General features: G+C 33.6%; 24 protein-coding genes. 19 read left to right on the forward strand and 5 right to left on the reverse strand.

Annotation, left to right across the window (positions count from 1 at the left end):
* Window positions 1–58 precede the first annotated feature (58 nt).
* From gcvH to T1L09_RS13745, 14 genes are all read left to right on the forward strand, one after another.
* Window positions 59–439: a glycine cleavage system protein GcvH gene (gene gcvH / locus T1L09_RS13680; protein ID WP_322551529.1), complete on the forward strand. Its 381-nt coding sequence runs from the start codon at window positions 59–61 to the stop codon at window positions 437–439.
* Window positions 408–800, forward strand: a complete 393-nt coding sequence (locus T1L09_RS13685; protein ID WP_322551530.1) for a VanZ family protein — start codon at window positions 408–410, stop codon at window positions 798–800. Before gcvH ends, T1L09_RS13685 begins: the two co-directional genes overlap by 32 nt.
* A 45-nt stretch (window positions 801–845) precedes the next feature.
* Window positions 846–1,583, forward strand: a complete 738-nt coding sequence (locus tag T1L09_RS13690; RefSeq protein WP_322551531.1) for an energy transducer TonB — start codon at window positions 846–848, stop codon at window positions 1,581–1,583.
* Between the two features lie 90 nt (window positions 1,584–1,673).
* The gene (locus tag T1L09_RS13695) at window positions 1,674–2,420 is read left to right on the forward strand and encodes an energy transducer TonB (RefSeq protein ID WP_322551532.1); all 747 of its coding nucleotides are present in this window, start codon (window positions 1,674–1,676) and stop codon (window positions 2,418–2,420) included.
* Window positions 2,421–2,496: 76 nt separating this feature from the next.
* Window positions 2,497–3,240 (forward strand): deoxyribose-phosphate aldolase, encoded by a 744-nt coding sequence (gene deoC / locus T1L09_RS13700; RefSeq protein WP_322551533.1) that lies wholly within the window; start codon window positions 2,497–2,499, stop codon window positions 3,238–3,240.
* A 9-nt stretch (window positions 3,241–3,249) separates the two neighbouring features.
* Entirely contained in the window at window positions 3,250–5,358 is a 2,109-nt protein-coding gene (locus tag T1L09_RS13705; protein ID WP_322551534.1) for a gliding motility protein RemB, read from the forward strand.
* Window positions 5,359–5,449: 91 nt separating this feature from the next.
* Complete coding sequence (gene cyoE / locus T1L09_RS13710) at window positions 5,450–6,349, forward strand: heme o synthase (RefSeq protein ID WP_322551535.1); 900 nt, start codon at window positions 5,450–5,452, stop codon at window positions 6,347–6,349.
* Window position 6,350: 1 nt separating this feature from the next.
* A complete protein-coding gene (locus tag T1L09_RS13715; RefSeq protein WP_322551536.1) occupies window positions 6,351–6,938 on the forward strand; it encodes a cytochrome c oxidase subunit 3 in 588 nt (195 codons plus the stop codon).
* A gap of 45 nt (window positions 6,939–6,983) precedes the next feature.
* The gene (locus tag T1L09_RS13720) at window positions 6,984–7,967 is read left to right on the forward strand and encodes a cytochrome c oxidase subunit 3 (RefSeq protein WP_322551537.1); all 984 of its coding nucleotides are present in this window, start codon (window positions 6,984–6,986) and stop codon (window positions 7,965–7,967) included.
* A 21-nt stretch (window positions 7,968–7,988) separates the two neighbouring features.
* Entirely contained in the window at window positions 7,989–8,339 is a 351-nt protein-coding gene (locus T1L09_RS13725) for a cytochrome C oxidase subunit IV family protein (RefSeq protein WP_322551538.1), read from the forward strand.
* A 76-nt stretch (window positions 8,340–8,415) separates the two neighbouring features.
* The gene (locus T1L09_RS13730) at window positions 8,416–9,132 is read left to right on the forward strand and encodes a hypothetical protein (RefSeq protein ID WP_322551539.1); all 717 of its coding nucleotides are present in this window, start codon (window positions 8,416–8,418) and stop codon (window positions 9,130–9,132) included.
* Window positions 9,125–9,751: an SCO family protein gene (locus tag T1L09_RS13735; protein ID WP_322551540.1), complete on the forward strand. Its 627-nt coding sequence runs from the start codon at window positions 9,125–9,127 to the stop codon at window positions 9,749–9,751. The genes T1L09_RS13730 and T1L09_RS13735 overlap by 8 nt, the downstream gene beginning before the upstream one ends.
* Entirely contained in the window at window positions 9,751–10,290 is a 540-nt protein-coding gene (locus T1L09_RS13740) for a DUF420 domain-containing protein (protein WP_322551541.1), read from the forward strand. Before T1L09_RS13735 ends, T1L09_RS13740 begins: the two co-directional genes overlap by 1 nt.
* On the forward strand, window positions 10,291–10,512 hold the full coding sequence (locus T1L09_RS13745; RefSeq protein WP_322551542.1) for a hypothetical protein: 222 nt from the start codon (window positions 10,291–10,293) through the stop codon (window positions 10,510–10,512).
* On the opposite strand, the gene T1L09_RS13750 is transcribed toward T1L09_RS13745, so the two are convergent.
* Both T1L09_RS13750 and T1L09_RS13755 read right to left on the reverse strand, forming a co-directional pair.
* Entirely contained in the window at window positions 10,509–11,057 is a 549-nt protein-coding gene (locus T1L09_RS13750; RefSeq protein WP_322551543.1) for an outer membrane beta-barrel protein, read from the reverse strand. The genes T1L09_RS13745 and T1L09_RS13750 overlap by 4 nt on opposite strands.
* Before the next feature lie 20 nt (window positions 11,058–11,077).
* Window positions 11,078–12,469 (reverse strand): DUF4403 family protein, encoded by a 1,392-nt coding sequence (locus T1L09_RS13755; protein WP_322551544.1) that lies wholly within the window; start codon window positions 12,467–12,469, stop codon window positions 11,078–11,080.
* 114 nt (window positions 12,470–12,583) lie between these two features.
* On the opposite strand from T1L09_RS13755, the gene T1L09_RS13760 reads away from it, so the two are divergent.
* From T1L09_RS13760 to tsaB, 3 genes are all read left to right on the forward strand, one after another.
* Window positions 12,584–14,017, forward strand: a complete 1,434-nt coding sequence (locus T1L09_RS13760; protein WP_322551545.1) for a TolC family protein — start codon at window positions 12,584–12,586, stop codon at window positions 14,015–14,017.
* Between the two features lie 21 nt (window positions 14,018–14,038).
* Window positions 14,039–15,355, forward strand: coding sequence for an efflux RND transporter periplasmic adaptor subunit (locus T1L09_RS13765; RefSeq protein WP_322551546.1), 1,317 nt, complete (start codon window positions 14,039–14,041; stop codon window positions 15,353–15,355).
* 98 nt (window positions 15,356–15,453) lie between these two features.
* On the forward strand, window positions 15,454–16,113 hold the full coding sequence (gene tsaB / locus T1L09_RS13770) for a tRNA (adenosine(37)-N6)-threonylcarbamoyltransferase complex dimerization subunit type 1 TsaB (RefSeq protein ID WP_322551547.1): 660 nt from the start codon (window positions 15,454–15,456) through the stop codon (window positions 16,111–16,113).
* On the opposite strand, the gene T1L09_RS13775 is transcribed toward tsaB, so the two are convergent.
* The gene (locus T1L09_RS13775) at window positions 16,114–16,932 is read right to left on the reverse strand and encodes a mechanosensitive ion channel family protein (RefSeq protein WP_322551548.1); all 819 of its coding nucleotides are present in this window, start codon (window positions 16,930–16,932) and stop codon (window positions 16,114–16,116) included. It lies immediately after the preceding gene.
* Between the two features lie 134 nt (window positions 16,933–17,066).
* Window positions 17,067–17,267: a dodecin family protein gene (locus T1L09_RS13780; RefSeq protein WP_322551549.1), complete on the reverse strand. Its 201-nt coding sequence runs from the start codon at window positions 17,265–17,267 to the stop codon at window positions 17,067–17,069.
* A 137-nt stretch (window positions 17,268–17,404) separates the two neighbouring features.
* Between T1L09_RS13780 and T1L09_RS13785 the strand changes: the two genes are divergently transcribed.
* On the forward strand, window positions 17,405–19,654 hold the full coding sequence (locus T1L09_RS13785; RefSeq protein WP_322551550.1) for an inorganic phosphate transporter: 2,250 nt from the start codon (window positions 17,405–17,407) through the stop codon (window positions 19,652–19,654).
* 75 nt (window positions 19,655–19,729) lie between these two features.
* Here T1L09_RS13785 and T1L09_RS13790 read toward each other — a convergent pair whose 3' ends face one another.
* Window positions 19,730–20,632 (reverse strand): NifU family protein, encoded by a 903-nt coding sequence (locus T1L09_RS13790; RefSeq protein ID WP_322551551.1) that lies wholly within the window; start codon window positions 20,630–20,632, stop codon window positions 19,730–19,732.
* A gap of 108 nt (window positions 20,633–20,740) precedes the next feature.
* Between T1L09_RS13790 and T1L09_RS13795 the strand changes: the two genes are divergently transcribed.
* Window positions 20,741–26,589 (forward strand): choice-of-anchor L domain-containing protein (locus tag T1L09_RS13795; RefSeq protein WP_322551552.1); only part of this gene is annotated, 5,849 nt, incomplete at its 3' end.

Genomic DNA, 26,589 nt, shown 5'->3' on the forward strand with positions numbered 1-26,589 from the left:
ATTTTAGAATTCAAATATTACAATTACATTTGTCAAATAATAAAAATCAAATTAAGAAATGAATATACCAGCTAATTTAAAGTATACTAAAGATCACGAGTGGGTTTTAGTTGATGGAGACGTTGCAACAATCGGAATCACAGATTTCGCTCAAAAAGAATTGGGAGATATCGTTTACGTGGAAGTTGAAACTTTAGACCAGACTTTAGAAAAAGACGAAATTTTTGGAACAGTTGAAGCGGTGAAAACAGTTTCTGATTTATTTTTACCTCTTTCAGGTGAGATTATTGAATTTAATGATTCATTAGAATCTGATCCGGAAAAAGTAAACACGGATCCATACGGTGATGGTTGGATGGTGAAAGTTAAAATTTCTAAGCTGTCAGAAGTAGAAGCACTTTTATCAAGTGAAGATTACAAGGCACTTATCGGAGCGTAATTTATTTGCGTTTGCGCTTATTTGGACTATCGCAATTACGATTGCTAGTTTAGTAAGCTTAAATAATATGCCAAAGGTTGAAGTTCCAGGAAATGATAAAACAATACATTTTATATTTTACTTTGTTTTTACATTACTTTGGTATTTCGCATTAGAAAAAAAAATTAAGAAGGAATCATTAAAGTTTATAATAGTTAGTGCTGCAATTATATTTGGCATAATTATTGAAGTTTTACAGAGCGTTCTAACTCAAAATAGACAAGCAGATGTTTTTGATGCTTTGGCTAATTCAGGAGGTGCATTTGTAGCATTACTTGTTATTTTTTGGTTAAATTCTAAAACTTTTAAAAAAAAACTTTAAAGATATTTCTATTATTAACTATATTAGCACCTCAAAATTAAAATTATGGAATTAAAGAAGAATCCTAACGTAGATCCAAAAAGAAATAGCACACTTTATTTCCAAATAGGATTGGCTGCAGTTTTATTATTAACATATGTTGGAATCGAATTAAAATCGGAAGATCCAAAAGTTGTGGTAGAAGAACTTTTGATTGAAAATAATTTTGTAGATCAAGATGTGGCAATTCTTACAATGCCGCCTGCACAAAAATTACCACCACCACCACCTGCTCCTGTAGAAATTAAGATTGTGGAGAACAAAGTCGTAATTAAAGAGACTAAGATTGAAAAAGTGGAGGACAACCAACAAACAGAACAAAAAGAAACGAAGTCAGCTGATTCTTATGGAGAAGAAGGAAGTACTGCTGGTGACGATATTCCTGATGAATTACCATTTGCTGTTATTGAGCAAGTGCCATTATTCCCTGGTTGTGAAAATGAACCTAAGTCACGTCAATTTGAATGTTTTCAAGAGCAAATGACAAAACACATTAAAAAGAACTTCAACTATCCTGAAAGAGCGATGGAAGATAATATCCAAGGTAGAATTCAAGTTGAATATCTAATTGGTGTCGATGGTAAAGTTTCCGTTCAACGAGTAAAAGGTCCTAACGGAAGTGAATTACTTGAAAAGGAAGCAAGAAGAATCATTGAAAAGTTACCTCAATTAAAACCAGGTAGACAAAGAAATAAACCAGTTAAAGTAAGACACGTTGTGCCAATCACTTTTAGATTAGGTTAATCATAGAAATCCCAACTTATAAGTTGGGTTTTTTTTGGCATATAAATTGTATCAATAGATTAACAAGTTGTTAACCTTAATCTTTTTATTATGAAACCAAATGTAGATTTTCCAAAAAGAGCTAAAAATAGCTTTATCTTTTTCCAGTTAGGACTTATTGCAGCAATGTTAGTAGTGCTGTTTGTGTTAGAATTTAATTTTGAATTAAAACCTAAATACGCAACCGCTGATGAAATTCCGCCGACATTTACACTTACAGTACCAACGGATTTTAGAGTGATTCCCCAATCAAAACCACTTGCAGATAAACCTGTAGTTACTGCTCCTAAATTTAAAGATCAAATAAAATCAACGACTAAAGATGTTCCTAAACAAAAGGAAATACCAATTGAAACGGCCGCTCCTGTTGCAACTGAAAACCCGACCCAACCCGCTGCAGAAAACCAACCAAATAATAATTTTCCAGCTGCACCTGTTGAGACAACTGTTTTTAATGTCGAACAATTACCAATGTTTCCCGCTTGCAGAGGATTAGACAGAGATGATCAGATGAAGTGTTTTGAGGAGCAAATGTCAAAAGCTGTAGCCACTAATGCAGTTTATCCTGAAGGAGATTTAGAAGGAGGGAAACAAGGCGTAGCATTAATTTCTTTCATTATTGATGAAACGGGTAAAATTGTAGATGTAAAAGCCTTAGATAATAAAAGAGCTACAAAGGATATGCAAAAAGCAGCAGAGTTGGCGGTAAAAAAAGTCGCAAAGTTAATTCCTGCCAAACAAGGTGGAAAACCAGTTAGAATACAATATAGCATCCCAGTGACCTTTAGAATTCAATAATTAAAATAAACTTTTAAATAATCTCTTTTCGAAGGGATTTTTTTTATTTTTACACATCACTATAAAACTCTTACAAATGAACGTTAAACACTATTTAGATTCTACTTATTTAAAAACTGCCGAGCAGGCAAATTTAACTGAAGAGAAAAACACAGAAGTTGTTGCGGGCTTTGTTGAAGAAGCAATAAAGTATGACTTCAAACTGATTATGATTCGTCCGGATAAAGTTGCTTTGGCAAAAGAGATGATTCAAAATGCTAAATCTAAAGTAACCATTGGAACTGTTATTGATTTTCCAGACGGTGCTGGCTCATTAGAAGATAAATTAGCTGAAGCAAAATTAGCAATCAATAATGGCGCTGATGATTTGGATTTCGTGGTGGATTATAAAGCCTTCCAAAATGAAGAATTTGATAAAGTTAAAAAACAGGTTTTAGAAGGTACTAAATTAGGATTACAGCATCATAAAATCGTAAAATGGATTATTGAGGTAGCTGCTTTAAATGATCATCAAATTATACAACTTTCCGCTTTGATTAAAAACGTGGTGATGGATCACTTTAAAGAGAGTGAATACGAAAAGGTTTTCGTAAAATCGTCAACAGGCTTTTATAAAACACCAGAAGGAGTTCCTAACGGCGCAACTGTTCATACAATTAAATTAATGTTAGAAAATTCCTTTCCTTTATCAGTAAAGGCAGCTGGTGGGGTGAGAAGTTATGAAGAAGCTATTGAAATGATTGAATTAGGCGTGAAACGCATTGGCACTTCTGCAGCAAAAGCAATTGCAAATGGAGAAACTTCAACTAATAATTATTAAAGTATTGTAATGATAAAATTCTTATCCGTATTTTTTGTTATTTTGGGATATTGCACTTTTGCACAAACCAATCCTAGAGAACAATTTCCACAGTTTCCTGAATGTGAAGTTTCTCTAGCGAATGAGCAAGAAGCTTGTTTTTACAACACGTTGCAAAAATATATTTTTGCAAATTACAAAGTAACAGACGATGCAAAATTAGCTAATTTCAAAGGGACAGTAATTGCACTTTTTGAAGTGGATACAACCGGAACTTTCAAAGTAATTTATATTGATGCACCGCATGAATCATTAAAGTTAGAAACAAAACGAGTTTTTTCCGCCTTGCCAAAAATCAAACCGGCGACTTATTCGGGAAGACCAACTTATACTAAATTTACCTTGAAAATTGCGATTCCTCTCGTGGAACCAAATACTATTGAAACTAAAAATAATGTCTTCGTTCAAGATAAAACCAATTCAAAACTAATCGATAATTCGAAAGAACTTACGGAATATAATGATATCCTATATAAACCTTTCGAAAATCCACAATTTAAAAGCAAAGGAAATATTATGTTTTCACACCAGAATTATGGTGTTTTTGATGCTTTGTTAAATCAGGTTGGAAGTAATAATCACACGGCTTCAAAGCCATATTCTTATGAGGAAGTTGCTAAATATTATGATTTCGAAGCTGTAAATCAAGCCTATTTAAAACAAAAAGAATCTTGGTTTGGAAGAAAAATATGGAATGAAAATTTAGTAGCAATTCAGGGTGAAGGTTATTGGTTCACATTAAATCCTGTTGTGGATTTAAGGGTTGGAAAAGATTCCGAAAGTGAAGCGTCAAATACATTTGTGAATACGAGAGGTGTAAAAGTAGATGGAGGTTTGGGCGAACAATTAACCTTTTCAACATCCATTTTTGAAAGTCAAGGAAGATTCGCAGATTATTATAATAGGTATGCCGAAAGCATTAAACCTTCGGGAGGAAATCCAGCAATAATTCCAGGAATTGGAATTGCAAAACGCTTTAAAGAAGATGCTTACGATTTTCCATTGGCCGAAGCAAACATTAAATACACACCAAATAAATTCATTGATTTGCAATTAGGTTATGGAAGAAACTTTTTAGGAGACGGTTATCGTTCGTTATTGCAAGGAGATGGAACAAGTCCATATCCGTTTTTCAAAATCAATACTACTTTTTGGAAAATTAAATACACAAATACTTATATGTGGTTAAAAGATGTCCGCGATTTAGCAACTGTCGACGGAACTTATGCTACAAAATATATGGCAAGTCACTACTTGAGTTGGAATGTGACTAAAAGATTTAATCTAGGGTTTTTCGAAAATGTTGTTTGGACGGATACGAATGAAAGAGGTTTTGATTTTAACTTCGTGAATCCTTTAATATTTTACAGAGCTGTCGAATTTGGTTCGTCTTCAAAAACAGGAAATGCACTCTTAGGTCTGAGTTCAAAATATAAATGGAACAATCAAATTAATTTCTATGGACAATTCTTAATTGATGAATTTGCAATTGGTGATGTCAAAGAAAGTAATCAAAGTTGGAGGAATAAATTTGGTTATCAAATAGGTGCTAAGTATTATGACGCTTTTCAAGTTAAGAATTTAATGCTTCAAATTGAATATAATCAAGTACGTCCTTACGTGTATTCACACAGTAATCCAATAACGAATTACGGACATAATAATCAAAGTATGGGCCATAATTGGGGTGGAAACTTTAGGGAATTAGTCGCAATTGCTAGATATTATAAAGGAAGATATTTTGCAGATGCGAAATTAATTTACGGGCAAAGAGGTTTTGATTTCAAAGACGGGACCGATAATTTCAATTATGGAGGAAATATTTATCTAGATTATGACGATGATCGTCCGTATGATGTAGGTGTAACAGTTGGGCAGGGAAATAAAACAAATGTAATGATTGCTGATTTGCAAGTTGGTTACCTAGTAAATCCAGCTGCTAACTTAAAGGTTTTCGGAAATTTTTTAATTAGAAATTTTGATCCAACCGCCGAAACAACAACTACAGTGAAATCAAATACAACTTGGTTTTCAATAGGCTTACGAAGTGATTTGTTTAATTGGTATTTTGATTATTAATGCTTTTAACAATTTTCTGTATTTTGTTAAAAGGAAATCAGTAATCTTATTTGTATCTTTGCACGCCTTTTAAGGAATAATATAAACACAATTGGAAGAAATTCATACTCATATTAAAAATTCTCTATATAAAGACTTCGTAGAAATTACAAAGGCTAGATTATCAATAAGCGTAGTTATTTCAACAATTGCTGGTTATTTGTTGGGATTTAGTCAAGAACAGCCTTTTCAATGGAGTGTTTTGCTTATGTTAATGGTGGGAGGTTATTGTATGGTGGGCGCGTCAAATGTTTTCAATCAAATTATTGAAAAGGATTTGGATGCTAACATGGACCGCACAAAAAATAGACCATTGCCATCCGGAAGAATGACCAAACAAACTGCATTTATGCTAGGAATTATCTTAACTATTTTAGGGTTGATAATTCTGTATAGTGTTAATCCTAAAACAGCAATGTTTGGGGCCATATCTATTTTTATGTATGTTAGTTTATACACGCCTTTAAAAACAATGACGCCTTTGTCTGTTTTTGTTGGTGCATTTCCTGGAGCAATTCCGTTTATGTTAGGATGGGTTGCAGCGACTGGGCAGTTTGGAATTGAAGCTGGAACTTTGTTTATCATTCAGTTTTTCTGGCAATTTCCACATTTTTGGGCAATTGGTTGGTTCTTGTATGACGATTATAAAAAGGCAGGTTTCTTTATGTTGCCAACGGGTAAAAAAGATAAAAAAACGGCACTTCAAATTATATTATACACCATTTGGATGATTATTGCCTCCGTGATACCAGCTTTTGGTTTTACTGGTAGATTGTTTTTATCTAAGATTTCAACCGGTATTGTAGTAGTGTTAGGGTTATGGATGTTGTTTTACGCTTTTAAGTTATATAAAGAAATGGATGCAAAAGCTGCAAGAAAATTGATGATTGTTAGCGTTTCTTACATATCTTTGTTGCAGATTGTATATGTTTTAGATAAATTTTTACGATAAGATGGAAAATAGAATGACTTGGGAAGAAGAACAAGAACGTAAAGGAAGAACTTATAAGCTGTTGCTTTGGTTTGGAATGATAAGTGTTTGTATGATTTTTGCAGGATTAACAAGCGCCTATGTGGTAAGTAAATCTAGACCCGATTGGTTGTCTGATTTTGTGTTGCCGACGCCTTTTTTGATAAGTACACTAGTAATGCTTATAAGTAGTGGTACTTTTTATATGGCATTGCGTGCAATGAGAAGCGGCGACAGAAAACAAACTATGGTATTGTTAGTCACAACATTAGCATTGGGTTTCACTTTTATTTTTTTACAGTTTAAAGGTTTTGGTGAAGTTATTGATAACGGCTATTTTTTTACAGGTAGTGAAAGTAATGTTACTACTTCTTTTTTGTACATTGCTGTTTTAGTACACATTGCGCACCTTTTAGGAGGGATTATTTCGCTTTTAGTAGTAATTTATAATCATTATAAACAAAAATACAATTCGACTCAAACTCTTGGTATTGAGATAAGTGCAATGTATTGGCACTTCATGGATTTCATTTGGGTTTACTTGTTTTTGTTTTTCTATTTTTTCAAATAGAAAAAAAATAATAAATTTGGGAACTTTTTAACAATTAAAAAATTTATGGGAGCGACAGGTATTTCAGACGAAAACGCTTTAGACGGAGGTCAAGGACCATTAGGGGCAACCTATGGTAAAATGATGATGTGGTATTTTATCTTATCAGATGCTTTAACCTTTACAGGATTCTTAGCTGCGTATGGTTTTTCAAGATTCAAATATTTAGAAACTTGGCCCATTGCAGACGAAGTTTTTAATCACTTTCCTTTTGCACACGGAGTTAATGCACCTATGTACTATGTAGCATTAATGACTTTTATCTTGATTTTCTCATCTGTTACTATGGTTTTGGCTGTAGATGCAGGTCACCACAAAAACAAAAACAAAGTAGCTACCTACATGGCGCTTACGATTGTAGGTGGTTTTATATTCTTAGGTTCACAAGCTTGGGAATGGAAAAATTTCATAAAAGGAGAATATGGGGCGGTTGAAACTTCTGGAGGTTCTATTTTACAATTCGTAAAAGTAGGCGCTGATGGAAAACAAGAACGTGTGGCTTTAGCAGATTTTGCCGAAGTGCAACATGAAGAAAGAACGCAACACACAAGAGCAAACGGTCTTTGGTTTGTCTCTGAAGGTACCATCTCTTCTTATTCAGTCAAAGAAGTTGTTGATGGCTTCAAAGCAAACGAAAATCTCTTGGTTAGAATTGAAAAAATCGATCCAAAAACAAAAAAGAAAGTCGTTTTATCAAGAGCAGAATCGATTAAAAGAGTATCAGATACACACTATGTTGTTGAAGGAGCTAATTTAATTAGAAATGAATATGGTAGTAAATTATTCGCTGATTTCTTTTTCTTTATAACTGGTTTCCACGGTTTCCACGTATTCACAGGAGTTTTATTAAATGTGATTGTTTTCTTCAATGTTTTGTTAGGAACTTATGAAAGAAGAAACAGTTATGAGATGGTTGAAAAAGTTGGATTGTATTGGCACTTCGTAGATTTAGTATGGGTGTTTGTATTTACTTTCTTCTATTTAGTATAATATTTTAATTAAAAGTATATTATGGCACACGCACACGAATCAAATACAAAAAGAATTTGGATGGTTTTTGCACTACTTTCAGTTGTAACCATCGTTGAAGTTATATTTGGTATTTACAAACCAGAATCATTACATTTTACAAATCTTTTAGGAACGAACATACTAAATTGGTTGTTTATTATCTTAACTGTCGTAAAAGCTTATTACATTATGTGGGCTTTTATGCATTTAGAAGGTGAAAAGGGAGGCTTTAGATGGTCAATTGTTGCACCATTAGTATTCTTAATTTTATACATTTGTTTTATTATTCTTATTGAAGGTGATTACGTTTTCGAAGTTTATAAATCAGGTCAGATCAAATGGAATTTTTAACACTTGTTTGTAGTATATAATCCCGCTTATTAGCGGGATTTTTTTTACTTTTGTAGTAACAAATTTAATCTATCTAATGAAAAATAAATTAGTGCTTATATTGCTTTTTGTCTTGCCAATTGCAACATATCTTATATTTTCGTCAGCAACACATAATTCTCTTTTCCTACCAGTACTTTCTAAAAGTAATGCTGAAATTCCTATAAATTGGACCAGCTTAGATACTTCTAAAATAGCGTTGAAGGGAAAAATTACCGTTTTAGGTTTCGTAGGAAATAATGTAATCGAAAACAGAGGGAATTTCTTCAACTTAAATCAGAAAATTTATAATAAGTATAAGGGTTTTACCGATTTTCAAATGGTTATGGTTACACCAAAAGGAAATGAAGCTAAAGCCGAACAAATTCTTAGCGAATTAGAACCTATCACCGAGAACATGAGCGGCTGGAAGTTTGTTTTTGCAGATACTACCGAAATTCAGAAATACTACGACAGTTACAAATTAGCAGGAAGTTTAGATGAAAATTATGGAACTCCTGCCGTAATTATCGTTGATAAAGACTTAAATCATCGAGGAAGAAAAGGTAAAAACAAAAAAGGTGATGAAGAATACAAAGAAAGTTACAACACCATTTCTGCAGCTGATTTACATAATGAAATGACCGACGATGTAAAAATTATGCTGCGCGAATATCGATTAGCATTAAAGAAAAATCACAATAAACGCAAGGACTCTTTCAGAGATAAAATTGAAGAAAACATCGAAAACAACAAAAAGTCTAAAAATGAATAATAAGTCATATATCGGAATTTCATTTATAGTTTTAATTTTCGGAATTTGGGCAGTACCAAAAATTGTTGCTAAATTCCAAAAATCTGATTTAGTTGAAATTGGTCCCGTTCCTGCTTTTAAATTGACGAATCAAAATGAAAAGCAAATATCAGATAAAGATTATTTAGGAAAAGTATATGTCGTAGAATTCTTTTTTTCAACTTGTCCCACAATTTGTCCAAAGATGAACGAGAGTATGTTGCTGTTGCAGAATGAATATTATGGCAATCCTAAATTTGGTATCGTTTCGATTACAATTGACCCGGCAAAAGACACGCCACAGGTTTTAAAAGAGCACGCTGCATTTTTAGGAGTCAAACATTATAATTGGAATTTTTTAACAGGAGATAAAGCGTATATTTATAACTTGGCGAACAAAGGATTTAACTTGTATGCTGGCCAAAATAACAAAGCCGCCGGTGGTTTTGAACATTCTGGATTATTTGCTTTGGTGGACAAAAATGGAAATATTAGATGCAGAAGAGATGCGCAAGGCAATCCAATTTTGTACTACGACGGATTAGAAGCAGCTGGTGTACGAGCAATTAAAGAAGATATTAAAAAATTATTAGAAGAATAATGAACCCATCTAAAGAAACCAAATATAATAAGTTAATCGTTGCTTTGTCAATTATTATTCCTGGAGTTGTAGCTTTATTATTTGGTGTAAATTTAAGAAAGTTAGGCTATGATGTGCAACCTTTGTCGTTCTTGCCGCCGATTTACGCCTCTATCAATGGATTAACGGCAATTTTTCTGATTTTTGCAGTAATTGCTATCAAAAACGGAAAAAGAAAACTGCACGAAAACTTAATGAAAACAGCAATTGCTTGTTCTGTTGCTTTTTTGGGAATGTACGTTGCTTATCACATGACGTCTGATTCTACTAAATTTGGTGGCGAGGGCGCAATAAAATATGTATATTATTTCATACTTATTACTCACATTATCTTGTCAATAATTATTATTCCTTTGGTTTTAACGACGTACGTGAAAGCTTGGTCGGAACAATTCGATAAACATAAAAAGATTGCGAAAATCACTTTTCCAATTTGGTTATATGTTGCTATTACGGGTGTTATTGTATATTTAATGATTGCTCCTTATTACGTCAATTAAATGAAAAAGATTTTATTTGCTCTTAGTTTTATCTTGCTTTCGAATTTTGGTCAAGCCCAATGTGCTATGTGCAGAGCTGCACTCGCTAGTGAAGAAGGCGGCGTTAAAGCAGAAGGGATTAATGACGGAATAGTATATTTAATGGCAATTCCTTATATTTTAGTGGGAGTTTTAGGTTTTGCCATATATAAAATGAAATACGGAAAGAAAAAGACTAATTAATTAAATTTAATTCCTAAACCTACACGTAAAGTATGTCTTTTTCCGCCATAAATATCTAATGCCAAATCATCAACTTGTGCGGTAAAACTTCTTGAATATCTTGTTTCAGCAAAGAATCTTTTACTAATATGATATTGAATGCCTATTTCGCCGGAAACACCAAAGTTTTTAAATCTATAGCCCGCTTCGAAGTCGTCGTTGTCATTATCAGCTATGAAATCTAATTTTGGACCTAATAAAATAAACCACTTTTCTTTGATTCTATATTTTAAATGAACCGGAATTTCGATGAAGTGATAATTATCGGTATAAGAAAATAAAATTTCGTTTTCTAAGTTCCAATCCTGGCTTATTTGGGTGTCTGCAAAAAAACTTCCATACAATTCATAACCTATGTAGCCTGTTCTAGTCCCGTCAGGTTCTTTGCCATCTAAAATGCTCTTGTTAAAGCCACCTTTAAAGCCAAAAGTTGTTTTGGAGTTGTCTTGTGCTTGGAATTTAAAAAAGCTCAATAAGATAAAACTAAGTAAAATTTTTTTCGTCATTTTTGTGCTAATGTATTCAATTATTCCATTCCATCAATTTTAATTTTCATTTTTCCTGATGTGGTAATGAATGCTATAATTGCTTTATCGGTTAATTCTAATTTTTCAAATTCAAAATCGTTCAAAACGCCATTGATAAAAACACCTTTCATCGGTGAATAATTCGTCAAATACGGTTCCATATTTTTCTTACCTTCTTCTAAATTTCCTTTGATGGAATACCGACAGCTTTCTTGAATTTTCTTTAATATTGTACCTTGCATTAACCAATTAGCCGATTTCATCAAAACACTTTTCGTGTTCAATACATAATCCATCTGATCGAAATAAATTTCTTTTGTGATTGGATTGTAATTCGGAATTCCCGATAAATAAATCGTGCCATTAATACTTCCAGCTACGCTTAGCGCGATGATCATTTTACTGTCTTTCTGCCACAAATCAACTTTTTGAACCGCAATTTTTCTACTTCCTGAAGCGAATTCTTGCCCTTGAAAATTCTTAGTCACAATTTTACTCGCACTTTCATAAGTTGAAACCGCTACAACTGAAGCCGTAGTGTTTTCAGGAATAATAGATACAGGTTTTAGAACTATTCGGCTAGCATCGAAGCTGTTTTTTGGTTCTTGTCCTACCATTGTTTGCATATTGCATTTCAAGCCCATTTGCATCGTGAGTTTTGATTTTGACAAATTAGCATCCGTTACATATAATTCCAAAGGCACCATTTTAAACCAAGTCTCGTAAGCTTCGCTAGTAAGAAATGGCGTACTCAATTTGTCTAAAACAGCTAAAACCTGAGGATTAAAATCACATGTTTCATTGATAGCATCGTCAATTTTTTTGGCAATTTTCGACTTAAATATACTCAAAGTTGGATTGATGATATAGGTTATCGGCACTTTTCTTCCGGCTACCAAAATACTCGGACTTTCGCTCCATTCAAAATCTTCCAATTTAGAAGTCGTCGTAAGTTTCCAATTGGTTAAATGAGGCTTACTATTCAAGGTGATTGTTCCGTTAATGTTGATTTCACGCGTATCATTCAAACCCATAAAATCAGTACCATATTTGAATTTAGCCCAAATTTTCATCGGGATAATCGAAATTATATTCCCGTCTTTTTCTGTTAATTTAATTGGTGCCGTTTTCCAAATCTTCATTTCGGTTTTATCATCGTTCAAAATCGAATCATTATAAATTAAACCATTTAGATTTTTATTCAACTGACTTTCGATTTCCTTCAACGAAATTTCAACAGGCATTGCGATGTAAGAAATTTTATTTTTAAAAACAACAGGCGAATCATTGGAAGCAACTGGTTTTAAAGCTTCGACTTTATTAACCGTGGCGCAAGAAGATACAAGGAAAAGAGTTGTAATAAACAGAATTAATAGGGCAATTGTTTTCATTTTAGTAAAAGATGAATTGAATTTATTTTCCTGTAAATGTAAAATTTTATTTGATAACTGTAACAAAACACACAAAAAGAGGTCTTATTAGTAATGTTAGTAAATGGACATAAAATGATAACAAAAAAAATACTTTTTCTTCTTTTGTTGGTAGCTTTTCAACTATCGGCACAAGAAAAGAAATGGACATTAGAGGAATGTGTGGATTATGCGGTGAAAAATAATATCTCCGTTAAACAGTCTGAATTAGACCTGAAAAACACTAATATTGCTAAAAAAGATGCGATAGGAGCATTTTTACCTAGTGTAAATGCAAGTGCTTCACATTCGTGGAATATTGGTTTAAATCAAAATATTACAACTGGTTTATTACAAAATCAAACCACTCAATTTACATCAGCGGGCCTGAATTTGGGCGTTGATATATATAATGGATTAAGAAATCAACTTCAACTTCGTAGATCAAACATTGCGATTATTGCTACTCAGTATCAATTGACAAAAATGCAAGAAGATATTGCATTGAATGTCGCTAATGCTTATTTGCAAATTCTATTTAGTAAAGAAAATCTTAAAGTACAGCAACAACAACAAACCTATAATATAACGCAGTTCAATAGAACTAAAGAATTAGTAGATGCGGGTGTAGTTCCAAACGGAGATTTATTAGACATCAAAGCTACGGTAGCAACTGATTCTCAAAGAGTAATTGCTGCTGAAAATTCTCTATTAATCTCAAAATTAAGTTTGGCTCAATTATTACGTTTAGATGATTTCAAGAATTTTGATATTGATGAAGATCAAATATCATTTTTTAATGAAGAAATATTACTCCAATCTTCGGAAAATATTTTATCAAAAGCGAAAGAAACACGAACAGAATTGAAAATTGCACAATCAAATGTAGAAATAGCCGAAAAAGATGTTGCAATAGCAAGAAGTGCATTTCAACCGAAGCTTTCTGGTTTTTATAGTTTTAGCACACGTGCGGCATATAGCGATAGAATTGTTGGGGTTCAACCTAACACTTTAAATCCAACATCGATTATAGGTTTTGTAGATGGAACCAATCAATCAGTTCTTCAGCAAAATTTCTCTCCGATTTTAGGTAAACCTGCTCCGATTTTTGATCAATTTAGTGATAACAAAGGACAGAATTTTGGATTACAATTAAGTGTGCCAATTTTTAACGGATTTTCGGCAAGAAATAATGTAGAGCGAAGTAAAGTAACTTTAGAAAGAGCAAAATTAAATTTAAGCCAACAAGAATTAGATGTTGAACGTAATGTTTATATCGCTTATACAGATGCAAATTCGGCAAAAGAAAGCTATGAAGCAGCTTCAGTAACTTTAGAAGCAAGAAAACTTTCAAATGAATATGCTAAAGAAAGATATGAAGTGGGTTTAATGAATATTTTTGATTATAATCAAGCTCAAACATTATTAGTTAATGCCCAATCAGAAGTTTTAAGAACCAAATATGATTACATTTTTAGAACGAAAATACTAGAATTCTATTTCGGAATACCCTTAATTAAACAACAATAAAAAACATAATATAAGTTAGCTATGTCAAAGAAAACCATATACATTTTAGCAGGAAGTGCCATCGGATTAATCCTATTATTGATTGTTCTAAAAAAAACAGGCGCTATCGGAAATAATGACGATTCAAAAATTGTTGAACTGTCAAAAGTTGCGCAAACTACTATTATCGAAACCGTTTCGGCTACAGGAAAAATTCAGCCTGAAATTGAAGTTAAGATATCCTCTGAAGTTTCAGGAGAAGTTATTGCTTTAACTGTAAAAGAAGGCCAACAAGTGAAAAAGGGCGATTTATTAGTGCGTATTAATCCCGATTTATATGAATCAGGTGTAAATCGTTCTGTAGCTTCTATGTCAACCACAAAAGCCGGATTAACGCAAGCAGATGCGCAAGTAAAAGAGGCAAAAGCAAGTTATGATAGAAGTAAAACCTTGTTTGATAAAGGAATTATTTCAAGAGCAGAATGGGATAAAGCAGTTTCTACCTATGAAGTTGCGAAAGCGAACAAACAATCGGCTTATTTCCAAGTACAAAGTGCTTCGGCTACGGTTACGGAAGCTAGAGACAACTTAGGAAGAACAACGATTTATGCGCCGGCCGATGGAACTATTTCATTGTTAAATATTGAATTAGGTGAGCGAGTTTTAGGAACCCAACAAATGACGGGAACTGAAATATTGAGAATTGCAAACCTAAACAATATGGAAGTGGAAGTAGATGTAAACGAAAATGATATTGTAAAAGTTAGCATCGGAGATTCAGCAAAAATTGAAGTAGATGCCTATATGAAAAGAGAATTCAAAGGAATTGTAACTAGTATTTCAAATTCTGCAAGTGCTGCATTAACAGCAGATCAAGTTACAAATTTTAAAGTAAAAGTCAGAATTTTAAAAGAATCATATCAAGATTTGTTAAAAGGAAAGCCTGAGAATTACTCACCTTTTAGACCAGGAATGACCGCTACTGTCGATGTAATTACAAAACGTAAAGAAAGTATAATAGCTATTCCTATTAGTGCAGTTGTAATAAAAGACGACACTACTTCAGTGAAAAAAGATATTGTTGCAGAATTAGAAAAAGAAGAACAAGAGAAAAAAGGAACTGCACCAAAAAGTGACAAAAAATACGAATGTGTTTTTGTAAAAGTGGGTGACAAAGCGAAACTTCGAGTAGTTAAAACAGGAATTCAAGATGATACGAACATTGAAATCATTTCAGGTTTAAAACCAGGAGAAGAAATTATTATCGGACCTTATACAACGGTTTCAAAAGAATTGTCGTCAAACGATAAAGTAAAAGTTGAAAGCGAAAAAGATAAAAACAGTAAAGAAAAAAAATAATATTTTCAAATATTATAAGTTTAAGGAAGACGCTATTTTTAGTGCCTTCCTTTTTTTAAACGGTTTTCCTTAGTAACTTTGCACTTCAAATTATAATTATGGCTTTGATTTTAAATATAGAAACTGCTACAAAAAATTGTTCTGTGTCACTTTCAAACGAAGGAAAAACAATTGTTTGCAAAGAATTAGCGGAACAAAATTTTTCTCACGCGGAAAAATTACATCTTTTTATTGGGGAAGTTTTAACTGAGAATAATTTCAAATTTTCAGACTTGAAAGCGGTAGCGGTTAGTCAAGGTCCTGGTTCTTATACAGGTTTGAGAATTGGCGTTTCTTCTGCAAAAGGTTTGTGTTATGCTTTGAATATTCCACTAATAGCAATTGATACATTGCAGCTTTTAGCCAAACAAATTCAAATCGAAAACGGTATTATTCTTCCAATGATCGATGCTCGAAGAATGGAAGTTTTTACGGCTTTTTATGATAAAAATCAAAACCAAATTAGAAATGTTCAAGCTGAAATAATCGACGAGAATTCGTATGATGAAATCGAAGAAGTACTTCATTTAGTTGGAGACGGAACAGCAAAATTTAAAAATATATTAGTGAATGAAAAATTCGTGTTCCATCCGAATGTCATTTATCCTTCAGCTAATGAAATGAGCGATGTGTCTTTTGAGAAATTTCAGAAGCAAGAATTTGTAGATGTAGCTTATTTCGAACCTTTTTATCTAAAAGATTTTCTTTTAGTTAAGTAATTATTTTTTTTGTACTTCCACTTGATGTGGATAAGGAATGTCAATGCCTAATTTACCAAATTCTAATTGACATTTTTCAAAAACCTCGGATCTTACTTTTAAAATATTTTCATTTTTAGTGTATGGTCGCACAAGAAAATTAATAGAACTAGAAGCTAGTTCACCCACAAGAATCATTGCTTCAGGCTCCTCCAAAACTTCAGGGATAGATTTTATAATGGTTTCTAATGTTGTTTTTACCAACTGTAAATCAGATTCATATCCTACAGAAATAACCATATCAACTCTTCTAATTCCGTTTACAGAATAATTAGTGATTACGCCATTTGACAATGATGCATTTGGTATTATAATTTGTTTGTTTTCAGGTGAAGTGATAACAGTTGAGAAAATTTTAATCTCTTTTACACTTCCTATAACGCCTTGTGCTTCAATAAAATCACCTAATCGAAAAGGTTTAAATAAGATAATTAAAATTCCACCTGCAAAATTAGAAAGCGATCCTTGCAATGACAAACCAATTGCTAAACCTGCAGCTCCTAAAATCGCAACAAATGAAGTGGTTGGAACTCCAAGTTTTGAAATAACGGTGATAAATAACAAGATACGCAAAGTCCAAAAAATTAAGTTTCCAATGAAAGTAGATAATGTAATTTCTACTTCACGTCTAACCATTATTTTTTTAGCTGTTTTAGTAATGATGCTTATTGTCCATAATCCCAAAAACAGAATCGCTAATGAAATAGCAAAATTCGGTAAATAGTCAAAAAATAATATTTTTGCAGAACTGATTAAGGAATCAAATGTATAGGTTTTCATTGTTAAATATTTTTTGGTAAAGATACTTATTGTGTTTTTAAGTTTTCTAAAACAAATACAAAATAGTCTAAATTTATCTCATAAAAAAAGCGTGCTATTTAAAGAACGCTCTTGGTTTTTTTATTTTTCTGCAACTATTCAATTTCAAAAGTTATTTTTAGATTGACTCTAAATTCTACTACTTCATTGTTTTTTACTTGAGCACTTTGCTCTTTTACATAAACCGAACGAATATTCTTTAAAGATTTTGCAGCTTCTGTTACTGCTTGTCTTGTTGCATCTTCCCAACTAACTGTTGAACTCGATAATACTTCGATTACTTTTAATACAGCCATAATAAATAGTTTTAATTTTAATTTAAAGTTAAGGAATTAATTTTAAAACACGGCATTTTATTGTATTTAATAACATTAAGTTAACGTACGAACGAATTTCTTAGAGGACTTTTGTAGAAAATTAATTCATATTAAAAATGGAACAGATTTATATTATAATGTTGATTGCTTTAGCTATTCTAGCGATAACCGATTTGATGGTTGGAGTTAGTAATGATGCGGTTAATTTTTTAAATTCTGCAATTGGTTCGCAAGCAGTTTCGTTTAGAACAATTATGATTGTTGCTAGTATTGGAGTTGCTGTTGGGGCATTATATTCTAACGGAATGATGGAAATAGCCAGGAATGGAATTTTCACTCCCAGTATGTTCAGTTTTAATGATGTTATTGTTATCTTTTTAGCAGTAATGATTACAGATGTTTTACTTTTAGACATCTTTAATAGCTTAGGATTGCCAACATCTACTACAGTTTCGATAATTTTTTCTTTACTTGGAGCTTCTGTTGCAATTGCAGTTTATAAAGTATATGTGAGTGATGGAGATTTTAATACTTTAAGCAATTATATAAATACTGAAAAAGCTACTGAAATAGTATATAGTATACTCTTGTCTGTTGCTTTGTCTTTTGCTTTAGGTACCTTAGTTCAATATGTTTCTAGATTAATCTTCACATTCCATATTGAAAGCAGATACAAATATGTAGGAGCTCTTTTTGGTGGAATTGCTATGACAGCAATTACATTTTTCATTTTAGTTAAAGGATTAAAATCAATTACATTTGTTCCTTCTGAAATTAAAGATTTTATCAAAGATAGTCCGTTCACGATTATCGCCTATTCTTTTTTATTATGGACAACTGTTTGTCAATTATTAATTAGTGTTTTTAAATATAGTATTTTTAAATTCATCATTATAGTTGGAACTTTTGGATTAGCACTTGCTTTTGCAGGTAATGATTTAGTAAATTTTATTGGAGTTCCCATTGCTGCTTTTCAAGCCTATGAAATCTGGTCAGCTCCGGGGCAAACTTTAGGAGCGTCGGAATTTATGATGTCAGGATTAGAGAAAGAAAACCTACCTGCTCCATTTATCTTTTTAGCTCTTGCAGGAGCAATAATGGTTTACACTCTTTGGACATCAAAAAAAGCTAAAGCTGTACTTGAGACTGAGCAAAATTTATCCCGTCAAGGAGAAGGAAACGAAAAATATAATGCCAATTTACTTTCTAGAAATATTGTTAGAGGTATGATGTATATTGGAAATATGATTAGTTTTATTTTGCCAAAAAGATTGCAAAGCAAGTTAGATGCTCAATTTGTTCCTTTAGAATACAAAGGGAAAAGAGATGAACAACCAATGTTTGATGTAGTGAGAGCTTCCGTGAACTTAATTGTAGCTTCTATTTTGATATCTATTGGTACTTCATTGAAATTACCATTATCTACTACCTATGTTACTTTTATGGTAGCGATGGGTTCATCATTTGCTGATCGAGCTTGGGATAGAGAAAGTGCTGTGTACAGAGTTGCTGGGGTTTTTAACGTGATTGGCGGTTGGTTTGTAACGGCAATAGCAGCTTTTTTATCATCAGCAATTATTGCTTACATATTATTTATAGGAGAGGTTTTTGCTTTCTTTGCTTTTATGATTATTGTTGCTGTTTTCTTTTTTAGAAGTAATCAAATTCACAAAAGTAAACTGAAAGAGTCAGAAGAAATTAAAAGTCTAAGAAGAGAAGATATCGGAACAGTAAAAGAAATGATTACTGAAAGTTCGGCACAGATTTCAAAAGTTTTCCGTAAAAGTAGTGCGCTGTATTCGAATGTAATTGATAATTTAGGCTTACAAGATTTAGCTAAATTAAAAGAGAATAAGAAAGATCAGAAGAAATTAGAAAAAGAAATAGATGAATTGAAAAGTAATGTTTTCTACTTCATTAAGAATTTAGATGATAATTCAGTAGAAGCGAGTAAATTCTACATTTTGATTTTAGGTTATTTACAAGATATGGTGCAATCTATTGATTATATTACGGCAGCAAGTCATTCGCATGTCAATAATAATCACAAGAAATTAAAATTCAACCAAATTAGAGATCTGAAAACAATTGATAGACAACTACAAAATTTGTTACAATTGCTTGAAGAAAGTTTTAAAGCAGAAGATTTCTATAAGATTGATCTGATCTTAAAAGATAAAGAAGTTGTTTTAAACACTATTTCTGGATTAATAACAAAACAAATTCTAAGAATTAGAACGACTGAAACGAGTCCGAAAAACACTAAATTATATTTTAGTTTGTTGTTAGAAACGAATGACCTAGCCAAGTCGATTATGAATCTATTGGAATTATTCAAAGAATTTAATCAACTGAATAAACATTAACATTAAAGAATAAATTAAATGTTACAAAAAAGAGCCTAATAGTAGGCTCTTTTTTTATTTAATAAAAGTAAAAGGTTATCCGTTTACAGCTTCCACTATAATGTCGTTGTCTTTTAGCATATCTTTTAACATATTTTCAATTCCGTTTTTAAGTGTAAAAGTAGATGAAGGACAGCCACTGCAAGCACCTTGCAAAATTACTTTTACTCTTTTTTCTGTCGCATCAAACGATTCAAATACGATATTTCCACCATCACTTTGAACCGCTGGTTTCACATATTCTTCAATTATGTTGATGATTTGTTGTGAAGTGGTGTCTAATTTATCAAAATAGCCTTCTTGTTGTTTTTGATGACCTTCAGTTTTAACAATTGCTGTTTCGTCAATCGCAACATTACCGTTTTCAAGATATTCTTTAATGAATGTTCTTAATTCTAGCGTAATTTCTTCCCATTCGTTAACAGCAAATTTTGTAATAGAGATATAGTTTTCGTCAATAAAAATTTCTTTCACAAATGGAAATTTGAATAATTCTCTCGCAATAGGAGCGGCAGCTGTTTCGTCAATGTTTTTACATTCCAAAGCGGTTTTCGTCAGTAATTTATTACTTACAAATTTCAAAACAGCTGGGTTTGGAGTTGTTTCAGCATAAATTGTAATTGGTTGCTTTTTGTTTTGAGCAACTTCATCTATGTTCAATATAACACCACCATCTGAAATGAAGTCATTAATTTGAGCGGCAACATCATCTTGTACATCTTGCCATTCTACTATTGAAAATTTTTCAATAGCAATAAAATTTCCTGAAATATAAACTGTTTTTACAAAAGGTAAAAAGAATAATTGTTTCGCTAATGGTGATTCCTTAGTTTCGTCAATGTTCTTGAATTCGAAATTAGTCGTTTTTATGATAAATTCGTCTAGTTCAAATTTAATTATTGCAGGATTATTTGTTGTTTTTATAGAAATTACTTGCATTTTGTATATTTTTTACAAAGATATAAACAAAATATTCTCAAATGTTTATATTTGTTTTTTTAAATAATTTTTAACAATTCATTAACCATACAGCAAACTACTATAATAATGAAAAAACTTTACTTCTATTTATTCTTATTATCGTCATTTTTTGGAATTTCCCAATCGATTTCGGTTAATACAACAACCTATACCGTGCCTCAGTTGGTTCAAGATGTTTTAGTGAATTCGCCTTGTGCTTTGGTTTCAAATTTCACTTCTTCAAATTCACCTTCTTGTTCGTCGGGTATTGGTTTTTTTCAATATCCTGGGGCTAACTTTGACTTTTCATCCGGTGTAATTTTGAGAAGTGGAACGGCAACTTCAACAGCAGGAATTTTCAACGACAACAATTTATCGACAACTTGTTCCAATGTAGGCGATGCAGAGCTACTTGCTATTTCCAATGCAAATGGCGGTACGAGTTCAATTAATGACGTTACTTTTATCAAGTTTAATTTTACGCCTTTAACAGATCGATTTAGTTTTAATTTTGTTTTTGCATCTAATGAGTATGGATCATTTCAATGTACCTATGGGGATGTTTTTGCATTTATTTTAACTGATTTAACAACTGGAATAGCAACAAATTTAGCAGTTATTCCAGGTACTACTACACCTGTTTCTGTCACTACGATTAGAGACGATGCGAATAATGGGGTTTGTGGATCGGTAAATTCTAATTTGTTTGATAGGTATAATAATACAATTGGTGATCCAACCTCAATAATGAATATGAGAGGATATACATTGCCAATGGTCGCGTTTGCTGATGTAATCCCAAATAGAGCTTATAGTATAAAGTTAGTTATCGGTGATTATCAAGATTCAGCATTTGATTCTGCTGTTTTTATTGAAGCAGGTAGTTTTAATGTTGGGGTTGCCGAATTAACTTACCCTCTTGGTGCTGGTGTTGTTACAGACGATATGACTGAAGCAAATGGTTTTGCTCTTTGCCCTGGTGGTACACGAGAAATTAATTCAGGTTTAAATCCTGCGGGCTTTAATTTTATTTGGACATTAAATGGAACTGTTATCCCTGGAGAATCAGGTCCTACTTTAGTAGTAACTCAGCCAGGAACTTATTGTCTAGAAGCTAGTAATACTGCAGGTGCAGCTTGTACCCAAAGCGACTGTATCGTTGTAGAATATTTATCTGGAATTACAATAAATGCAACTCCAGATGATTTATTCAGCTGTGATTATACATTTAATTTAGATGATAGTTGGCTTTCACTTTTTGGAGGTCCAAACCCACTTGGTTATGATGTTTCATATTATGCTTCTCAGGCCGATGCCGAAGCCGGACTTCCGCAATTACCAATCAACTTTACAGCAACAAATGCGGTTACTCCAATTTTTGTTCGGGTAGAAGATTTTGCAATTCCTTGTCCTGCTTATGCACAATTTGATGCAATTGTTTATAGTGCTTTGCCAACGGCTACTATCTCCGGAACAACTACTATTCCAGCAGGATCAACTGCGACGATAACTTTTGCAGGAACACCAAACTCAGTTGTAGCTTACAATGTAAACGGAGGGACAACACAAACAGTAACCTTAGATGCAGCAGGAAATGCTTCACTTACAACATCAGCATTAACAGTTGACACAACTTATGCGTTAGTAAGTGTTACTAATGTTTGTACAGTAACATTAACAGGAAGTGCTGTGATTACAGTTAGTAATGATCCCACAGCTACTTTTACAGCTAATACAATTTGTTCAGGTACTGTGGGAGTGTTGACTTTCACTGGAACGCCTGGTGCGGTTGTTGATTTTAGTGACGGTACAAGTACTTTTTCAGTAACATTAGATGCATCAGGAAGTGCTACATACACAACGCCGATCTTAACAGCAGATGCCATTTATACTTTAATAAGTGCAACTACTACAACACCGGCAGCTACTGCTCCTTTAACAGGCTCAGCTACTGTAACAGTGACGGCTTTACCAACGGCTACTATTTTAGGAACAGCAACAATTTGTTCAGGAAATACTTCAGTAATTACTTTTGCGGGAACAGCAGGAGCAACGGTTACTTATACCATTAACGCAGGAGCGAATCAAACCGTAACGTTAGATGCTTCAGGAAATGCTACAGTAACTACAGCAGCTTTAACAGCGAATACTACTTACGATTTAGTAAGTGTTGCTTTAGGAACTTGTAGTCAACCACAAGTGGGAAGTGCAGTAATTACTGTTTTACCATTGCCAACAGCAACAATCTCAGGAACTACGACTATTTGTTCAGGAACTGCTGCAACAATTGCTTTTGCAGGAACAGCCAATGCAACGATTACTTATACAATTGATGCAGGAGCGAATCAAACCGTAACTTTAGACGCTACGGGAAATGCTACAGTAACTACACCAACATTAACAACTGCTTCAACGTATGCTTTAGTAAGTGTTGCTAGTTTAAGCGCTCCAGTTTGTAGTGTAAACGTAACGGGAAGTGCAATCATTAGTATTCAAGCCTTACCAACAGCTACTTTTACAGCAAACACAGTTTGTTCAGGAACTGCGGGAACGTTGACTTTCACCGGAACCCCAGCTGCTTTAGTAACTTTTAATGATGGTACAACCAATCAAACGGTAACTTTAGACGCTTCAGGAAGTGCTACTTATACAACACCTACATTAACAGCTGATGTAACTTACACTTTAGTAAGTGCTGCTACCACTACAGCTCCAATTTGTGTTAATCCACAAACAGGCTCAGCTACTGTAACAGTGACACCATTGCCAACGGCTACTATTTTAGGAACAGCAACAATTTGTTCAGGAAATACTTCAGTAATTACTTTTGCGGGAACAGCAGGAGCAACGGTTACTTATACCATTAACGCAGGAGCGAATCAAACCGTAACGTTAGATGCTTCAGGAAATGCTACAGTAACTACAGCAGCTTTAACAGCGAATACTACTTACGATTTAGTAAGTGTTGCTTTAGGAACTTGTAGTCAACCACAAGTGGGAAGTGCAGTAATTACTGTTTTACCATTGCCAACAGCAACAATCTCAGGAACTACGACTATTTGTTCAGGAACTGCTGCAACAATTGCTTTTGCAGGCACACCAGATGCAACTATTATTTATACACTTGATGGCGGAGCGAATCAAACGGTAACATTAGATGCTACAGGAAACGCTACAGTAACTACACCAACATTAACAACTGCTTCAACGTATGCTTTAGTTAGTGTGGCAAGTTTAAGCACGCCAGTTTGTACGGTTAACCTAACAGGAACTGCTGTAATTAGCATCCAAGCATTACCAACAGTTACTTTTTCAGGTAATACAGTTTGTTTAGGTACTGCAGGAACGTTCACTTTCACAGGAACACCAAATGCTTTAGTTACTTTTAATGATGGTACAACCAATCAAACGGTAACTTTAGACGCTTCAGGAAGTGCTACTTATACAACACCTACATTAACAGCTGATGTAACTTACACTTTAGTAAGTGCTGCTACCACTACAGCTCCAATTTGTGTTAATCCACAAACAGGCTCAGCTACTGTAACAGTGACACCATTGCCAACGGCTACTATTTTAGGAACAGCAACAATTTGTTCAGGAAATACTTCAGTAATTACTTTTGCGGGAACAGCAGGAGCAACGGTTACTTATACCATTAACGCAGGAGCGAATCAAACCGTAACGTTAGATGCTTCAGGAAATGCTACAGTAACTACAGCAGCTTTAACAGCGAATACTACTTACGATTTAGTAAGTGTTGCTTTAGGAACTTGTAGTCAACCACAAGTGGGAAGTGCAGTAATTACTGTTTTACCATTGCCAACAGCAACAATCTCAGGAACTACGACTATTTGTTCAGGAACTGCTGCAACAATTGCTTTTGCAGGCACACCAGATGCAACTATTATTTATACAATTGATGGCGGAGCGAATCAAACCGTAACTTTAGACGCTACGGGGAATGCTACAGTAAGTACGCCAGTATTAACGACTGCATCAACGTATGCTTTAGTTAGTGTTGCTAGTTTAAGCACTCCAGTTTGTAGTGTAAACGTAACGGGAAGTGCAATCATTAGTATTCAAGCCTTACCAACAGCTACTTTTACAGCTAATACAATTTGTTCAGGCACTGCGGGAACGTTGATTTTTACTGGAACCCCAGCTGCTTTAGTAACTTTTAATGACGGTACAAGCAATCAAACAGTAACATTAAATGCATCAGGAAGTGCTACCTATACAACGCCAGTTTTAACAGCCAATGCAACGTATACTTTAGTAAGTGCAGAAACAACGATAGCGCCAATTTGTGTTAATCCACAAACAGGCTCAGCTACTGTAACAGTGACACCATTGCCAACGGCTACGATTTCAGGGACAGCAACAATTTGCTCAGGAAGTACTACAGTAATTAGTTTTGCTGGAACAGCTAATGCAACGGTTACTTATACCGTAAACGCTGGAGCAAATCAAACCGTAATGTTAGATGCTTCAGGAAATGCTACAGTTACTACAGCAGCTTTAACGGCAAATACGACTTATGCTTTAGTAAGTGTCGTAGGTGCTTGTACAGCAACAGTGAATGGAAGTGCAGTTGTTACTGTTCTACCATTGCCAACAGCAACTATTGCAGCTAATACAATTTGTACGGGTAACACAGGAACTGTTACTTTTACAGGAACGCCAAATGCAGTGGTAACTTATACAGATGGAACAAGTACGCAAACTATTACATTAAATACATCAGGAAATGCTACTTATACCACACCGGTATTAACGGCAAATACTACTTATACATTGGTAAGTGTGGCTACTATTGCTACTCCAGTTTGTACTCAATTGCAAAGCGCAAGTGCCACAGTAATTGTGAATCAATTACCCGTTGTAACAGCAACACCAGGATCAGCTACTATTTGTTCGGCTACCAACACAAATATTGTATTGAGTAGCACTATAATAGGAACAACGTATTCTTGGACAGTAGTTGCAACAGGAGTCTCTGGCGCTAGTAATTCTAGTGGAGATATTATCAATCAGAGCTTAACTACAACTTCACCAGGAGTTGATGGAACGGTAGTTTATACTATTACACCAAGTGCAAATGGCTGTGCAGGATTACCAATAACAGTACAAATTAATGTAACCTCACGCCCTACAGTTACAATCACTTCCCCAAGCACTTCATATTGTGCTGGCGCCACTACGAATATTACTTTAACAAGTACGGTTCCAGGAACTACATTTACTTGGAATGCTTTGTCTTCTAATTTGGATACTACCCAAGTATTTAGCGGAAACGGTGCTACCATTGCACAAACATTAAATTTAGTAAATGATTTGAATGTTGGCTTTGTAACTTATAGCGTAACACCGTTTGCAAATGGTTGTTCGGGAACACCACAAGAGATTACGATATTTGTAAATCCAACGCCAATAATGACGGCTGTAGCCACTACTAGCGCTATTTGTTCAGGAGACACCGCGAATATTGATTTAACCAGTAATATTTCAGGAGTTACTTACAGTTGGACTTTTTCTGCTACGGGAGTAACAGGAGCAAGCAACGGAAATGGTATAAACATTAATCAAGTACTAACTTCAGCGGATGCTACTACAGGTGGCTTTGTTATTTACACCATTACACCCTCATTAAATGGATGTATAGGTTTACCGGTAACAGTTCAAATAGATGTGAAACCACGTCCAGAGTTCTTCGGAACGATTCCAACTACGGTTATTTGTAGTGGTGAGTCTATCAATATTGGTTTAAGCGCTTCTATTGCAGGAACTACTTTTAATTGGACAGTATTTAGTAGCGACAACGTTACGGGAGCAACAGCGGGTTCAGGAATAGCTATTATAGAAATTCTAGAAGCGCCAACAGTCCAAGGAACAGTGGTTTATACGGTTATCCCAGTATTAAACGGATGTTCTGG

This window comes from Flavobacterium psychraquaticum (genome assembly GCF_034497725.1).
In the GTDB taxonomy this organism is placed as follows: Bacteria; Bacteroidota; Bacteroidia; order Flavobacteriales; family Flavobacteriaceae; genus Flavobacterium; species Flavobacterium psychraquaticum.

Bases quoted from the DNA above. Each gene is read 5' to 3' on its own strand.
- T1L09_RS13790 (WP_322551551.1), bottom strand. From the start codon at position 20,632: ATGCAAGTAATTTCTATAAAAACAACAAATAATCCTGCAATAATTAAA.
- T1L09_RS13705 (WP_322551534.1), top strand. From the start codon at position 3,250: ATGATAAAATTCTTATCCGTATTTTTTGTTATTTTGGGATATTGCACT.
- T1L09_RS13775 (WP_322551548.1), bottom strand. From the start codon at position 16,932: ATGAAAACCTATACATTTGATTCCTTAATCAGTTCTGCAAAAATATTA.
- T1L09_RS13755 (WP_322551544.1), bottom strand. From the start codon at position 12,469: ATGAAAACAATTGCCCTATTAATTCTGTTTATTACAACTCTTTTCCTT.
- deoC (WP_322551533.1), top strand. From the start codon at position 2,497: ATGAACGTTAAACACTATTTAGATTCTACTTATTTAAAAACTGCCGAG.
- T1L09_RS13745 (WP_322551542.1), top strand. From the start codon at position 10,291: ATGAAAAAGATTTTATTTGCTCTTAGTTTTATCTTGCTTTCGAATTTT.
- T1L09_RS13765 (WP_322551546.1), top strand. From the start codon at position 14,039: ATGTCAAAGAAAACCATATACATTTTAGCAGGAAGTGCCATCGGATTA.
- T1L09_RS13720 (WP_322551537.1), top strand. From the start codon at position 6,984: ATGGGAGCGACAGGTATTTCAGACGAAAACGCTTTAGACGGAGGTCAA.
- T1L09_RS13725 (WP_322551538.1), top strand. From the start codon at position 7,989: ATGGCACACGCACACGAATCAAATACAAAAAGAATTTGGATGGTTTTT.
- T1L09_RS13740 (WP_322551541.1), top strand. From the start codon at position 9,751: ATGAACCCATCTAAAGAAACCAAATATAATAAGTTAATCGTTGCTTTG.
- T1L09_RS13750 (WP_322551543.1), bottom strand. From the start codon at position 11,057: ATGACGAAAAAAATTTTACTTAGTTTTATCTTATTGAGCTTTTTTAAA.
- T1L09_RS13785 (WP_322551550.1), top strand. From the start codon at position 17,405: ATGGAACAGATTTATATTATAATGTTGATTGCTTTAGCTATTCTAGCG.
- T1L09_RS13730 (WP_322551539.1), top strand. From the start codon at position 8,416: ATGAAAAATAAATTAGTGCTTATATTGCTTTTTGTCTTGCCAATTGCA.
- T1L09_RS13735 (WP_322551540.1), top strand. From the start codon at position 9,125: ATGAATAATAAGTCATATATCGGAATTTCATTTATAGTTTTAATTTTC.
- tsaB (WP_322551547.1), top strand. From the start codon at position 15,454: ATGGCTTTGATTTTAAATATAGAAACTGCTACAAAAAATTGTTCTGTG.
- T1L09_RS13760 (WP_322551545.1), top strand. From the start codon at position 12,584: ATGATAACAAAAAAAATACTTTTTCTTCTTTTGTTGGTAGCTTTTCAA.
- T1L09_RS13695 (WP_322551532.1), top strand. From the start codon at position 1,674: ATGAAACCAAATGTAGATTTTCCAAAAAGAGCTAAAAATAGCTTTATC.
- T1L09_RS13690 (WP_322551531.1), top strand. From the start codon at position 846: ATGGAATTAAAGAAGAATCCTAACGTAGATCCAAAAAGAAATAGCACA.
- gcvH (WP_322551529.1), top strand. From the start codon at position 59: ATGAATATACCAGCTAATTTAAAGTATACTAAAGATCACGAGTGGGTT.
- T1L09_RS13715 (WP_322551536.1), top strand. From the start codon at position 6,351: ATGGAAAATAGAATGACTTGGGAAGAAGAACAAGAACGTAAAGGAAGA.
- T1L09_RS13780 (WP_322551549.1), bottom strand. From the start codon at position 17,267: ATGGCTGTATTAAAAGTAATCGAAGTATTATCGAGTTCAACAGTTAGT.